Annotated in this window: 13 protein-coding genes; 4 read left to right on the top strand and 9 right to left on the bottom strand. The window is 73.4% G+C overall.

Annotated features, from left to right (window positions below; all coding sequences use genetic code 11):
• Window positions 1-32: 32 nt before the first annotated feature.
• A complete protein-coding gene (locus HD596_RS39530; RefSeq protein ID WP_185074569.1) occupies window positions 33-533 on the bottom strand; it encodes an EF-hand domain-containing protein in 501 nt (166 codons plus the stop codon).
• Between the two features lie 163 nt (window positions 534-696).
• On the opposite strand from HD596_RS39530, the gene HD596_RS39525 reads away from it, so the two are divergent.
• The 3 genes from HD596_RS39525 to HD596_RS39515 all read left to right on the top strand — a co-directional run bounded on the left by HD596_RS39525 (window position 697) and on the right by HD596_RS39515 (window position 3,781).
• Window positions 697-1,752: a sensor histidine kinase gene (locus HD596_RS39525; RefSeq protein WP_185074568.1), complete on the top strand. Its 1,056-nt coding sequence runs from the start codon at window positions 697-699 to the stop codon at window positions 1,750-1,752.
• A complete protein-coding gene (locus HD596_RS39520) occupies window positions 1,749-2,399 on the top strand; it encodes a response regulator (protein WP_185074567.1) in 651 nt (216 codons plus the stop codon). The genes HD596_RS39525 and HD596_RS39520 overlap by 4 nt, the downstream gene beginning before the upstream one ends.
• A 137-nt stretch (window positions 2,400-2,536) precedes the next feature.
• Window positions 2,537-3,781, top strand: a complete 1,245-nt coding sequence (locus HD596_RS39515) for an aldehyde dehydrogenase family protein (protein WP_185074566.1) — start codon at window positions 2,537-2,539, stop codon at window positions 3,779-3,781.
• Here the strand turns inward: HD596_RS39515 and HD596_RS39510 are convergent.
• The 3 genes from HD596_RS39510 to HD596_RS39500 form a co-directional block, all read right to left on the bottom strand.
• Entirely contained in the window at window positions 3,778-4,662 is an 885-nt protein-coding gene (locus tag HD596_RS39510) for an alpha/beta fold hydrolase (RefSeq protein WP_185074565.1), read from the bottom strand. The two genes, HD596_RS39515 and HD596_RS39510, sit on opposite strands and share 4 nt — an antisense overlap.
• A gap of 3 nt (window positions 4,663-4,665) precedes the next feature.
• Window positions 4,666-7,329, bottom strand: coding sequence for a helix-turn-helix transcriptional regulator (locus HD596_RS39505; RefSeq protein ID WP_185074564.1), 2,664 nt, complete (start codon window positions 7,327-7,329; stop codon window positions 4,666-4,668).
• Window positions 7,330-7,399: 70 nt separating this feature from the next.
• The gene (locus HD596_RS39500; RefSeq protein ID WP_185074563.1) at window positions 7,400-7,606 is read right to left on the bottom strand and encodes a hypothetical protein; all 207 of its coding nucleotides are present in this window, start codon (window positions 7,604-7,606) and stop codon (window positions 7,400-7,402) included.
• A gap of 151 nt (window positions 7,607-7,757) precedes the next feature.
• Between HD596_RS39500 and HD596_RS39495 the strand changes: the two genes are divergently transcribed.
• Window positions 7,758-8,216, top strand: a complete 459-nt coding sequence (locus HD596_RS39495) for a hypothetical protein (RefSeq protein ID WP_185074562.1) — start codon at window positions 7,758-7,760, stop codon at window positions 8,214-8,216.
• Between the two features lie 7 nt (window positions 8,217-8,223).
• Here the strand turns inward: HD596_RS39495 and HD596_RS39490 are convergent, their stop codons facing one another.
• The 5 genes from HD596_RS39490 to HD596_RS39470 form a co-directional block, all read right to left on the bottom strand.
• Window positions 8,224-9,795 (bottom strand): ABC transporter permease, encoded by a 1,572-nt coding sequence (locus HD596_RS39490; RefSeq protein WP_185074561.1) that lies wholly within the window; start codon window positions 9,793-9,795, stop codon window positions 8,224-8,226.
• Complete coding sequence (locus HD596_RS39485; RefSeq protein ID WP_185074560.1) at window positions 9,792-10,682, bottom strand: ABC transporter ATP-binding protein; 891 nt, start codon at window positions 10,680-10,682, stop codon at window positions 9,792-9,794. Before HD596_RS39485 ends, HD596_RS39490 begins: the two co-directional genes overlap by 4 nt.
• Window positions 10,679-11,308 carry a TetR/AcrR family transcriptional regulator gene (locus tag HD596_RS39480; RefSeq protein ID WP_185074559.1) on the bottom strand — a complete coding sequence of 210 codons (630 nt, stop codon included), beginning with the start codon at window positions 11,306-11,308 and terminating at the stop codon, window positions 10,679-10,681. The genes HD596_RS39485 and HD596_RS39480 overlap by 4 nt, the downstream gene beginning before the upstream one ends.
• Before the next feature lie 167 nt (window positions 11,309-11,475).
• Window positions 11,476-12,105 (bottom strand): Rid family hydrolase, encoded by a 630-nt coding sequence (locus HD596_RS39475; protein ID WP_185074558.1) that lies wholly within the window; start codon window positions 12,103-12,105, stop codon window positions 11,476-11,478.
• 14 nt (window positions 12,106-12,119) lie between these two features.
• Complete coding sequence (locus tag HD596_RS39470) at window positions 12,120-13,706, bottom strand: flavin monoamine oxidase family protein (RefSeq protein ID WP_313046141.1); 1,587 nt, start codon at window positions 13,704-13,706, stop codon at window positions 12,120-12,122.
• Between the last annotated feature and the right edge of the window lie 34 nt (window positions 13,707-13,740).

The raw sequence follows: 13,740 nt of genomic DNA, 5'->3' as shown, positions 1-13,740 counted from the left end.
AGCGCGGTCCTGTCCCCGGTGAGATCAGCTCGTCAGATCAGGTCGTCGGCGCTGGTGTAGAACTTCCGCAGGAACGCGGCGAAGCCGTCCGTGCTCACCTGGCCGGTCCCGCCGTCCAGTTCGTCGAAGAGCTTCGTCGAGTACGTCAGCGGGAAACCTCCGGCGCTGTGGAGGGCGAGGAAGTGGTCGCGCTCGATGAGGCCGTCGTCGTCCAGGTCGCAGACGGTGGAGACCGCCGCCGCGTACGCCTCACCGTGCTCGGTGAACCAGGAGCCGTTGTGGGAGAAGGAGCGGTATTCGTCGAAGGTCACCTGCCCGTCCTGGTCCCGGTCGGCGGCGGCGGCCAGCCCTTCCCAGAAGCGCCGGCATCCTTCCGAGAGCGCCCGGGCCTTGGGGGAGCCGGCGGGCACGCCCAGCACGCGGCAGACGTGCGAGGCGAAGAGCTCGAAGTCGGCGGAGGTCAGCGTGGTGCTGCCGTCCGCGTCGAGGAGGTCGAAGCGCATCCGCAGGCGGTCCGTGGCGGAAAGGGACATGGGGGTTCTCCGTTCGGTTCGCGATCCCGTGATCACGTGGGAGGGATGGGGACCTGTCGACTGGGGGTCGACAATCCTGCAACTACCCTACGTGATGATCCTGCAACCATGCGTAGTTGATCGGATGTCCGAGCCGATGGGGCAATGAGTAGGGTGAGGACCTATGTCGAGGTATGCGCTTGTCGCCGCGGTCGTGGCCGCGGACACGGCGCTGTTGTGGCTGGACGGGACTCAGGGGCCGGCGCTGGCCGCGTACGCCGCCGCCTACGCGCTCACCATGGCGGCGGCGGACCGCCGGCCGTTCGCGTCCTTCCTCGCGGCGCTGGCGCTGGCGGTGCTCACCGGCGCGTCGCTGGCCCTGCTCGCCTGCACCGGTTTCCAGGCAGGGCAGCGCATCTCCACCCGCCGGGACGTCGTCGTGACGGCGGGCGCCTTCACCGCGTACGTGTGCGTTCTCCTGCTGGTGGAGGAGCGCTCCCCCGGCGAGCAGGATCCGTGGATCACCCTGGCCCGCGTCGCGCTGCTGACCGCGCTGCCGCTGCTGGCCGGCCGGTACGTGGCCCAGGAGCGCGAGCACCAGCGCCGGGAGAAGGCCCTCGTCGCCGAGCAGGAACGGCTCCGCGAACGGCTGCGCATCGCCCACGACATGCACGACTCGCTCGGCCACCTGCTCAGCCTGGTCTCCGTGCGGGCCGCCGCGCTGGAGGTGGGCCAGTTGCCCGCCGACCAGCGGCAGGCCGTGCGCGGCCTGGCCGACACCGCCCGCGCCGCCGCGGCCGAGCTGCACGAGGTGGTCAACGCGCTGCGCGGCCACGACGTCCTCGGCCTGGAGGAGATCGAGGGCCTCGTCGCACGGTCCCGGGCGGCGGGCGCCTCGGTGGTGTTCGAGACGTCCGGCGAGGCCGTCCCGCTCGCCGATCCGAGGGCCGCCCACGCCGCGTACCGGGTCGTCCAGGAGGGGCTGACCAACGCGGTCAAGCACGCGTCCGGCCTGCCGATCACCGTGTCGCTCGACTGGCAGCCCGACGCCCTCCTGATCTCTGTGACGAACCCGGTCCCCCACCGCCGCCCCTCCTCCGGCGGCGGGAGCGGCCTGCGCGGGCTGACCGAGCGCGTCGCCGCGGCCGGGGGCCTGCTGCGCGTCCACGCCGAGCCGCGCGAGTTCCGGCTCGTCGCGATGCTCCCGCTGGTGCCGGCCCTCGCGGGGGCCACCGCGTGATCAGGACGTTGATCGCCGACGACGAGCCCCTCATCACCGCCGGCATCCGTACCGTCCTGGAATCGGCCGGGGACATCGAGGTGGTGGCCGTCGCGGCGGACGGGCGCGAGGCGGTGCGGGCCGCCCACCGGCACCGCGTCGACGTCGCGCTCCTGGACATCGCGATGCCGGTGCTGGACGGCCTGGCCGCCGCGGCCGAGCTGGCGGGGCCGCGCGTGGTGCTCCTCACCGCCTTCGGCGACGAGGACAACGTACGGCGGGCGGTACGGCAGGGCGTGGCCGGTTTCGTCCTGAAGACGTGCGCCCCGGACGAGCTGATCCGGGCGGTCCGTGCCGCTCATGCCGGGCATGCGTACCTGTCGCCGGCCGTGGCGCGCCAGGTGCTCGACCTGGCGGCACCGGGCGCCGGCGAGCACGGACGCGAGCGCGAACGCGACGCCGCCGACCGGCTGGCCGCGCTCACGGCACGCGAGGCCGACGTTCTCGCCCTGGTGGCGCAGGGCCTGTCCAACGCCGAGGTCGCCCGGCACGTCCACATGACCGAGGCCAGCGTCAAGACCTACGTCAGCCGCATCCTCGCCAAGCTGAACTGCGCCAACCGGGTGCAGGCGGCCCTGCTGCTGCGCGACGCGCAGTCCTCCGGCTGAGGCTCGGGGCTCAGCGAGGCGGCCGCCACCGCGTACGTGGCGGGGCCGGAGTTCGTCGGCGTTCAATAAGGGGATTGTTGAACAATGCTACGATCGTCTTCACCTCGCTCCCGTGCCCCGCCGGCGAAAGGACGCCCTTGACCAGCTCCACCGACAACGCGGTGCGCACCTGCGCGATCCGGGCTCGACAGAGCTCCCCCGCTCTCGAACGCGCGACGGACGCCGACATCGACACCGCGCTACGAGGCATGGCCGAGCGGCTGCGCACCGCACGAGACACCCTCGTCTCCGCCAACGAGGAGGATCTCGCCGCAGCCGTCTCCGCCGGGATGTCCCCCGCCCTCCAGGACCGCCTGCGCCTGACCGGCGGGCGGCTGGACGGCATGGCCGCGGAGCTCCGCATCCTGGCGGACGTGCCGCACGAGCCCCGCGACCGGGTCCTGGAAGAACGCCCCGACCAGCTCACCCTGCTGGAACGCCGCCGGCCCGTCGGCGTGATCGGCGCGAACTTCGAAGCACGCCCCAACGTCACCCTCGACATCGCCTCCCAGTTCCTCAAGTCACGCAACGCGGGCGTCCTGCGCACCGGCTCGGCCGCGCTGCGCTCGTCCCGGGCCATCGTGGAGCACGTGATCGCACCGGCTCTCGCCGATGCCGGCCTCGACCCGGACGCCGTCCAGCTGGTGCCCGGCGGGGACCGTTCGGCGGCGTACGCGCTGGTGTCGCTGCCCGAGCTCATCCCGCTGGTCATCCTGCGCGGCAGCGGCGACAGCACCCGCGATCTCGGCCGCGAGGCCGCCCGGCACGGCGTGCGCACCCTCGCGCACGCCGACGGCGGCGGCGTGCTCTACATCCACCCGGCCGCCGACGACGACACCGTCCACCGGCTCATCGCCGACAGCCTCGACCGGCTGGGCGTGTGCAACCGGCTCAACCTGCTGCTCATCGACCGGTCCTGCTACGACGAGCGGCTGCCCGGCGTCCTGGAGGTCCTGGACCGGCTGGGCATCGGCGCGTCCCTGCCGCCGCACGACCACCCGCGCGGATACGAGTGGTCGCTCGACCCGGAGCGCGCGGCCACCGTGACCGTCGACGCCGCCGACGGCCCGCTGCACGCGGCCCGGATCGCCAACGAGGAGACCTCCGGGCTGGCGGCCGCCGTCGCCACCGAGGATCCGGCGGCCGCCGCGGAGTTCATCGACGCCTACGCCGGCTCGGGGGTGTTCTGGAACTCCACCACCCGGCTCCTCGACGGCTTCAAGCTGCTGCGGCTGCCGGAGACGGGCATCAACATCGACCGGGTGCCCGGCCCGCGCGGCCCGGTGAGCTTCCGGGACCTGTACCTGCGGCAGTACGTGGTCGTGCCGAGCGGACGTTCCTAGCTCGCTCCGGAGGTGTGCGCGAGGATGGCCCGGGCCAGCTCCTCATGCACCTCCGGCGGCAGCGTGTGCCCCATGCCCTCGACCATCATCAAGCGCGCCCCCGGGATCGCCTCGGCGATGATCGCGCCGTGACCCGGCTTGGCCGGCTCGTGAGTGCCCTCGATCACCAGCGTCGGCGCCTTCACCTGGTCCAGCACGCCCACCGGCTCGAAATCCGGCCGAGCCATCGCGGCCAGCCGGTGGTTCACCACCGCATCCGGATCCCGCGCCCGATCATAGACGCGCTCCTGCAGACGGCGGGCGGCATCCTCGTCCAACGGCAGCCCCGTGCCGTGCAGCACCCGCTGCTCAACGATCATCGCCTCGATCCGCTCCCGCCGACCAACCGGCGCCGGACCCGCCATCAACCCCTGATAATGGGCCACGAACTCCGGCACCGGCCCCGGCAGACCCCCCTCCGGCTGCGGCTGACCCATCAACGCCCGCATGATCACCAACCCCTCACCCCCACCCAGCGGCGAGGACCCGATGACCGTGAGCGTCCGCACCCGCTCCGGACACTCCACCGCGATCAACTGCCCCAGCAACCCACCCGCCGAATGACACACCAGATGCGCGCTGTCCAGACCATGCGCGTCCATCACCCGCAACACATCGTCCTTGATGTCGCTCCAGGTATACGGCTCCTCCTCGAAGTCCACCGTGGCCGACCTGCCGGTGTCGCGATGGTCGTACCGGACCACCCGACGGCCCCCGGCGGTCAGCCGCCCGACGAACTCCTCCGGCCACAGGATCCCCTGCGACATCGAACCCATCACCAGCACGATCGGCTCGTCCGTAGCGGCGCCGAACTCTTCACTCCAGATGTCCACGTTCTGCATGACTCAGAGCATGCCGTCCCCGGATACGGGCGCCTTCTGTAGAACTACTAGCCGCGCCAGCTCCGTACGGGTACCGATGCCCAGCTTCGGATAGATCTTGTACAGGTGGTACTCGACCGTGCGCGGGCTCAGGAACAGCTGCGCGGCGATCTCCTTGCTGGACAGGCCGTCGGCGACCAGGCCCGCGATGCGCAGCTCCTGCGGGGTCAGCGCGTCCAGCGCCGGGCCGCGGGCGGGCTCGGCGCTCTCGCCCGCCGCCCGCAGCTCGCCGTGCGCGCGCCGCGCCCACGGCTCGGCGCCCGCCCGCCGGAACGTCTCCAGCGCGGCCCGCAGATGCGGCCGCGCCTCGCCGGGCCGGTGCGCGCGGCGCAGCCGTTCGCCCAGCAGCAGGGCGGTCCTGGCCGCCTCGTACGGGTTCGCGTGCAGCCGCAGCGCCTCCTCCAGCTCTTGTCCCGGCAGCTCCTTTTCCGGGCCGGCGCCGACCAGGGCGCGGCACCGGGTCAGCAGCGCACGCGACTCCGCGGTGGCCGCCTGTGCCGACCAGCGCTCGTACGCCTCCAGCGCCGCCCGCGCCGCCTCCAGGTCGCCCGCGCCCACGGCCGCCTCGATGCGATCCGGCGTCGAGCGCCACACCACCGTCGGATGCCCGGCCCCCGGGCCCGCGGCCGCGATCGCGGTGAACCGGTCGTGCGCGGCGGCGAAGCGGCCCGCCCCCAGGTCGAGCATGGCCAGCGCGTACGCGGCCACCCCCGCGCGCAGGCCCACCCGGTGCGGGATCGCGATGGCCAGCGCCTCCTGAGCGTGCCCGCGGCACGTCTCCTCCTCGCCGCGCAGCGCCGCCAGCACCGCGAGGTTGGCCAGGTGCGCGGCCACCGTGTTGGCGTACCCGGCCTCGCGGGCCAGCTCCAGCCCCTCCTCGGAGAGGGCCTGGCTCTCCGCCAGCCGACCGGCGATCCGCTCGCCGGTGGCCACGAACTCCAGCACCACCGGCAGCTGCCCCACCATCCCCGACACCCTGGCCACCCGGCCCGCCCGGGCGGCCAGGTCGGCCGCCAGATCGGCCTCGCCCAGGTAACTGGCCGCCGCCGTCGCCCACAGGAACCCGGCCGCCTCCGTCAGCTCCCCGGTCCTGTCCAGCGCCCGCCTGAGCAGCTCGTGCCCGGTGCCGTCCGAGAGCATCAGGCCGATGCCGGCCAGCACGTCGCGCAGGAACCCCTCGGGGAACGCCGCCGCCCGCCGCCCGATCTCGGCGATGGCGGCCGTGTCGCCCACGTACGAGGCCGCCTCGGCGGCGTCGGCCAGCATGTCCAGGCTGTCGCCCGTGGCCAGGATGCGCACCGCCTCGGCGGCGCTGCCGGAGTTCAGCTCGAACCTGCCCCGCAGCTGGGCGATCTCCATCTCCAGCGCGCGGTCCCCGCCCGCGTGGTCGCGGGCCTCGGCCAGCAGGGACTCCGCCTGCCCCGGACGGCCGCCGAGCCAGGCGGCCATGGCCGCGTCCTTGAGCCTGACCGCCCGGGTGTGCGGCGCCGGGGTCAGCTCGGCGGCCCTGGCCAGGGCGGTGGCGGCGTCGCCGTAGCCGCCGCGGTCGCGGGCCCGGTCGGCGGTGTCGGCGAGCGCGGCGGCGACGCTCTCGTCCTGGCCGAGCGCGGCCGCCGCCAGGTGCCAGGCGCGGCGGTCGCCTTCTGACAGCCCGGCCAGCGCCTCGTGCGCCGCCCGGCGGGACGCGGGCGCCGCGGCCTCGTGCACGGCCGAGCGGATGAGGGGGTGGCGGAATCGTACGGACGCGCCCTCGACCCGCACCAGCCCGGCGACCTCCAGCTCATGCAACGCCCCCCGCCCCGCCTCCACCGCCCCGCTGGCGCGCAGCACCAGGTCGAGGTCGCTCTCCACGGCCGCGAGCAGGGCCACCAGCCGGGCGTCATCCGACAGCGCGGCCACCTGCTCACCGAACAGCTGCGTGCCGCCGGGCAGCGGATCGGGCAGCGGCTCACGGCCCGCGAGCTGTCCGGGGCGCAACCGCCGTACGATCTCGCGCAGGGCCAGCGGGTTGCCACCGGTGGCCGCCACGAGCTCCCGCTTGACGGCGGGCGGCATCGAGGCGTCGAGCAGCTCGGCCGCCGCCGGCTCCGGCAGGCCGCCGAGCCGCAGCGGCGGCACCCCCTTCACCGGCGCGTCCCCGCGTACGGCCAGCAGCATCGCGATCCGCTCCGTGGCCAGCCGCCTGGCGGCGAACAGCAGCGCGTCCGCCGAGGCCCGGTCCACCCACTGGAAGTCGTCGACCACGCAGACCAGCCCGTCCGGCGCGGCGGCCTCGGCCAGCAGCGACAGCACCCCGGCCGCCAGCAGGAACCGGTCCCCGGACGCGCCTCCGCCCAGCCCGAGCGCCCCGCGCACCGCCTCGCGCTGCGGCCCCGGCAGCGTGTCGAGCAGCCCGGCGACCGGCCGCAGCAGCTGGTGCAGCGCGGCGAAGGCCAGGTCGGACTCGGGCTCGACGCCGGTCGTCCTGAGCACCCGCATGGACCCGCCCCGGGAGGCCGCCAGGTCGAGCAGGGCCGTCTTGCCCACCCCTGCCTCGCCCCGGAGCACGAGGGCATCGCCCGCGCCCTCGCGGGCCCGGGAGATCACATCATCGATGGTGGCGATCTCCGCCGATCTTCCGAACAGCACAAGCGCCCACTGTATGCCCACCTCCGGACACTCCCGGCGGGCCGGCGTTCGCGGGAGAAACGCCAGAGCCTCACGGGTTGACGGGCGCGGGCTCCGGCCGGTCGGCGGGCGCGGGTGCCGTGCTCGCGGCGGGTTGGGGCGGGTTGGCGGAGCATTGTCCCCGGCAGTAGCCGTTGGTGACGATCAGCCGCCCGCGGGCAGGCGTATAGGCGCCGTCCTGCGCCGTGACGATCACGCCCTGGCAGGTGGAGCAGGTGAGCGGCTGGTCGGCTGTCATGAAAGCCCTTCCGGAGGTCCTCGAGTGAACGGTTGCGGGACCCACCCTGCCCGACGCCACCGACAATATTCCTGCCGCCGCATTCGGCCCGGAATGGGGTGTACTTGAGACGCCCGGAAACCGGCCCACCGACAACCCTGGAGAAGTCGCCATGACCACGCCCGAGCCCATCACGTCCTGGCGCGACGCCCGCTTCGACATGCCCGTCAGCCGGCAGCTTGAGCGCTACAACGCGCTGGCCGCCAAGGACGCGGCGGCTCGCGCCCGGGTCGAGCTGGTGACCCGGGGCAGCTACGACCCCGCCCGGCACGGCGCCGACGACCGGCCCGCGCTCACCGTGGCCGAGCACCTCGAGCTGCTGGCGCTGGCGGAGTGCATCGCGCGTACCGTACGCCATCCCGCCCACGTCCATCACGCGCTGCAGGCGGGGGCCTCCTGGGCCGACATCGCCCGGATCGTCGACTCCGACGAGCTGACCGTCCGGCGGGACTACCTCCGGTGGGCCGACGACCAGCACGACCTGCACCAGAGCTACCCCCACCTCGGCATGACCGACGACGAGCACGCCGCCGCGACCGCCAGGGCCGGCCAGGGCGCGGCGGAGGCCTGAGCGGGGATCAGGCGGAGGGCACCAGATTGCGGCGGCGCAGGAACGCCAGCCCCGCCGCGGCCAGGGCGACGGCCACCGCGGTCAGCCCCAGCAGCGGCGCCACCGCCGACGAGGAGCCGCCCAGCAACATCGCCGGCACGTGCACGAACGGCGACAGGTTCAGGACGATCCCGCCGGCCAGCTTGAACTCCGCCAGCAGATCCACGACCAGGAAGAGACCGAGCGCGGTCCGGCTCACGGCCACCGCCAGCCGGGGCAGCAGGCCGAACAGCAGCGTCGCGATCCCGACCACGGTCCAGACCGCGGGCAGGTACGCCAGCGTGGCCCCGGCGACGCGGGCCACGTCGCCGTCGTAGGTGAGCCCCGCCGCCGCGCCCAGCACGGCCAGCAGCAGCGCCGGGCTCACGATGGCGAACACCAGGTGGCTCAGCGCCCAGCGCAGCCGGCCGACGGGGGTGGACAGCAGGAGTTCGGCCCGGCCCGCCGCCTCCTCGCCGCGGGCGCGCAGCGCCGACACCAGCGCCGCCCCTGTGACGAGCTGGCTGAGCACGTACATCACGAAGGTGAAGAACACGTCCGAGATGCGGGCGCCGGCGCCGCCGACGGTCGCGGCCAGCTCCTGGAACTGCGGCGTGTCCAGCTGGCTGTCCAGGCCGCGCGCCGACACGCCGAGCAGCGCCCCCAGCAGGCCGAACCCGATCGCGAAGCCCGCGAGCGTGCCCCGGTGCAGCCGCCCGGCCAGGCCGAACGCGCCCGGCAGCCCTCCGGTGGCGGGCCCCTGGCGGGTGGGCACCAGGCCGCCGGCCACGTCACGCCGGGTGGACAGGGCGAAGGCGGCCGTGGCCACGGCGGCGACGGCCGCCGCGATCAGCCCGAGCACCCACCACTGGTCGCCGGCGTAGGGCTTGGTCAGCCGGACCCAGCCGAACGGCGTCAGCCACGCCAGCCAGCCGATGCCGCCGGTGTCGGCCAGCGAACGCAGCGCGAACAGCAGGCCGCCGGCGGCGATCGCGAGGCCGCGCGCCGTACCGGATGACGCGGTGAGCTGCGCGGTGACCGCGGCCACGGCCGCGAACGCCCAGCCGCCCCCGGCGGTGGACAGCCCGAACAGCAGCGAGGAACCCGCGGGCTGGCCGCCCGCGACCAGCGGGACCACCGACAGCAGGCCGAGCAGCAGGTTGGCGGCCAGCACGACCGCGAGCGCGGCGGCCAGCGGGGCGTGGCGGCCGATGACACCCGACGACAGCAGCTCGCGCCGGCCGGTCTCCTCCTCGACCCGGGTGTGCCTGATCACCAGCAGGATGCTGACCAGCCCGCCGATCAGCGCCAGGGACGAGCCGAGCGTCCAGGCGGTCAGGCCGCCGACGCTCGCGTCGTAGATGTGGCCGCGCGTGGCCAGCTGCGCGGGGTTGCTCGCCGAGGCCGCCGCGAAGGCGTCGCGGGCGGCCTGGTCGGCGTACAGGTCGGTGGTGGCCGAGGCGATGCTCGCCGGCAGCAGCGCGCTGATCGCGATCCACACCGGCAGCAGCACGCGGTCCCTGCGCAGGATGAGCCGGATCAGGGTCAGGGTGCCGGTCATGCGGCGGCTCCCTCGTAGTGGCGCAGGAACAGCTCCTCCAGCGTCGGCGGCTGCGTGGTCAGCGTCCGCACGCCCGCCCCGGCCAGCTCGCCCAGCACGGCGGTCAGCGCGTCGCCGTCCACCTGGCAGCGCAGCCGGGCGCCGTCCACGGTCAGGTCGTGTACGCCGGGCAGCGCGGCCAGCCCCGGCGCGGGCCCGATCAGCTCGGCCGTCACCGAGGTGCGGGTGAGGTGGCGCAGGTCGGCCAGGCTGCCGGACTCGACGGTACGGCCGGCGCGGATGATGCTGACGCGGTCGCACAGCGTCTCGACCTCCGACAGGATGTGGCTGGACAGCAGCACGGTGCGGCCGTCGCGCTTCTCCCGCAGGACGCAGTCGTTGAAGACGGCCTCCATCAGCGGGTCCAGGCCCGAGGTCGGCTCGTCCAGGACCAGCAGTTCCACGTCGGAGGCGAAGGCGGCCACCAGCGCCACCTTCTGCCGGTTGCCCTTGGAGTAGGTGCGGCACTTCTTGCGCGGGTCGAGCTCGAAGTGCTCCAGCAGCTCGGCGCGCCGCCGCGGGTCGAGGCCGCCGCGCACCCTGCCGAGCAGGTCGATGACCTCGCCGCCGGTCAGCGAGGGCCACAGGGTGACGTCGCCGGGCACGTAGGCGAGCCTTCGGTGCAGCTCGGTGGCGTCGTGCCACGGGTCGCCGCCCAGTAACTCGATCCGGCCGCCGTCGGCGCGCATCTGGCCGAGCAGGATGCGGATCGTGGTGGTCTTGCCCGCGCCGTTGGGGCCGAGGAAGCCGTGCACCTCCCCCGTCCTGACGGTGAGGTCGAGCCCGTCCAGGGCCCTGGCCTGGCCGAAGGTCTTGACCAGGCCGTCGGCGCGCACTGCGGCGTTCATTGTTGTCCCTCGAACTTCTCCAGCCCCGTACGCGCCTGTTCGAACAGCTCGCGGCCAAGGAATTCGGGTCTGATCAGGTCGAGCTGGGCCTTGCCGACGCGTAGCGCGCCCTGCGGGGCGTAAAGGTCCGTGCCGAGCGCGCGGGAGACGTGCTCGTGCAGCACCGTGATGCCCAGCTTCATCGCCGTCAGCACGGTCGCGCGGGCGCGGTGGTCGGCCTCGGAGTGCTGATCATCGTTGGCGAGATGCTGCTCCGTCACGGTCACGAGGTCGTCGAACATGGTGGCGGCCGCCGGGGAGCCCTCCACGAGCGCGCGGCCGAGGTACTTCATCAGGGGCGGCGCGGTGCGGTGGACGTTCTCGATGAACTCGGGCTTCTCCAGGTTGCGGTCGGTGACGCCGGCGGTGACCTGCTCGCGCACGTAGCTGAGGACGTACTCGTCGCAGGCCTGCCGCAGCGCTTCCTTGGTGCCGAAGTGGTGCTGCACCAGGCCGGGCGAGACCCTGGCCGCCTCGGCGATCCCGCGGATCGTGGTGGCCTTGACCCCCTGCTCGGCGAACAACGCCATCGCGGCGTCGCGGATGCGGGCGCGCGTGGTCAGGTCCTCTTCAGAAATTGGTCGCACGTCCAGCATTCTATACAGATGTATTGGATGCCATGCAAGCGTTCAACAATCGGCCGGAGGCGGAGAACGAAACAGCGCCGCCTCTTTTCAGTGCGTGAGCAGAGGCGGCGCCTTCATGTTTCTTCCCTTGAACAACAGAGCCCACACCAGCCTCGGCAGCGCCGAGGTCAGTGCTGGTAGGCGGCGACGACCTCCACTTCGACGAGCCAGCCCGCGACCGGGAGGTTGGCGATCTCGATCGTGACGCGGGCCGGGCGGGCCGGGTTGACCTCCATGGGCGGGGCGGGCGGCGCGGTGCCGAGCGGGACGGGTACGGGCCGGCCGGTGGCCAGGTCCGTGTTGGCGAAGAACTGGCGGTAGGCGCGGTTCCAGCCGGCGAAGTCCGCCGACTCGGCCCCGGGCGGCTTCTCCAGGTAGGCGCGCATGGAGACCACGTCGGCCAGGCCCAGCCCGGCCGCGGTGAGGTTGGCCTTGACGCGTTTGAGCACGTTGAGGGCCTGGGCCTCGGTGAGGGTGACCCCCGGAGGCAGGGCCGCGCCGGGGAAGTCGACGTAGCGTTCGGGAGAGTCGGCGGGGGCCGCGGGGTTGCCCGCCGCGGGTCCCAGGCCGCTGGCGGTGTACGAGGCCACCTGCTTCCCGAGCGCCACCCCGTCGGCGATCGCCGGGTTGGTGGCGCCCTCGGGGAGGAACGGCTTGACCTCCTGCGGCCGGGGCGACCAGGTGGGGGCGGCGGCAGCCGTACCCGTGCCGAGGACGAGGACGACGGCCGCGGGGAGGGCGATGGTGCGGATCTTCATGCGGAGGTGTCCTCTCAGGAGGTGCTCAGGACGCGCTGGTGCAGCTCGGTGACGACCTTGCGGGCGGACTCCAGGGCTCCCGCCTGCCAGGCGATCATGTAGCTCAGCCAGTCGCCCGCGAAGTACACGTGCCCGGCGGGCTTGCCGAGCAGCTGGTACGCGCCCTGCCGGGACGGCCAGCCCACCCACGCGCCCTCGATGTGCGGCTGGAGCTTCCAGGCGATGGACACCGACGACGCCAGTTCGTCGCGATATTTCGCACCATGGATCTTCATGCCCTGCTCGATCGCGCGGCGCTCGCGCTCGGCCGGCTTCAGCGCGGCGTACGCGTCGGCCTGGGCGCCGAAGTTGTAGTAGCCGACGACCATGCCGCGCGAGGAGCCGTACCCGTAGGAGGGGTACCAGATCGTGGCCAGGTCGAGGTCGGTGGCGGTGACGCCGCCGTAGATGTCCTCGTCGACCTCCCACCAGCGGCGGCGGTACTCCAGGCCGATCTTGCCCGCGTTCGTGGCGGTCGGGGTGGCGAGGGCGGCCTGGACCTCCGGGCCGAGGTTGTGCGCCGTCTTGGCCAGGATGTGCGGGGGCATCGCCGCGACGCACATATCCGCCTTGATCTTCTGGGTACGGCCGTGGCGGTCCTCGTACTCCACCTCCACGCCGTCCGGCAGATCGGTGATCCTGGTGACCTTGGCGCGCAGCCGGATCCGCTGCCGCCCGATCCTGCCGGCGAAGGCCCGCGGGATCGCGTCCATGCCGCCCACCGGCTGGAACATCAGCATCGCCTGGTCGTAGCCGAACTCGAAGGCGAACCGCTGCCCGACGCCGCTGGCCAGCACCTCCGACAGCGACGGCACCGGCCCGAGGACCGTGCCCGGCTGGTCGCCCGCGCCCGGGTTCACGCTGTGGCCGCGGCGGGTGCCTCCGGAGTACTTGAATCCGCTCGCCTTGTCCCCCACCGCCCCGAAACTCGACAGGAAGGCGATCAGGCGCTCTTTGTCCTGCGCCGTGAGCGCGGCGTCCAGCGCCCCCGCGTCGGTCGCCCGCGACAGCAGCTCCGAGACGTACCCGTACACGTCGGCCTTGGCGGTACGCCAGCGGACGGGGGCGCGCATGTTCTGGTGGTAGATGTAGGCCTGGGCGTTGGAGTTGGTGAAGACCTCCAGGTCGACGCCGAGCTCGCGGCAGTAGTCCATGGTGACCATCCACTGCGCCAGCCGGGCCGGCCCCGCGTTGAGATAGACGCCGTCACCGAACTTCGCGACCTGCGTGGAGCCGTCCAGCTCGGTCACGCGGTCGCCGCCGCGGATGGTCCAGTTCCGGCCGCCCACCCGGTCGAGCGCCTCCAGAATCGTGCAGTCGTAGCCCGCCTTGCCCAGCTCGTACGCCGTGGCGAGGCCGGCTATCCCCGCGCCGAGGATCACGACCTTCTTCGCGGACCGGCCGGTGAGGGAGAAGTCGGACTGCTGTGGCGGGTCGAAGGTCCCCTTCGCGGCCGCCTCGGCGGACGGCGCGAGCCCGAGGGCGCCCATGGTCGCGAAGAGCGCGCCTGCCCCGCCGGAAACACCGACGGCGGACAGGAAATCGCGTCTGTTGTAGCCCAACACTTACCTCCAAGATTTTGCTGGAGGTGAGTCT

The organism is Nonomuraea jabiensis, from assembly GCF_014204795.1.
Lineage (GTDB): Bacteria > Actinomycetota > Actinomycetes > Streptosporangiales > Streptosporangiaceae > Nonomuraea > Nonomuraea jabiensis.
This window is presented reverse-complemented; position numbering and strand designations above follow the sequence as displayed.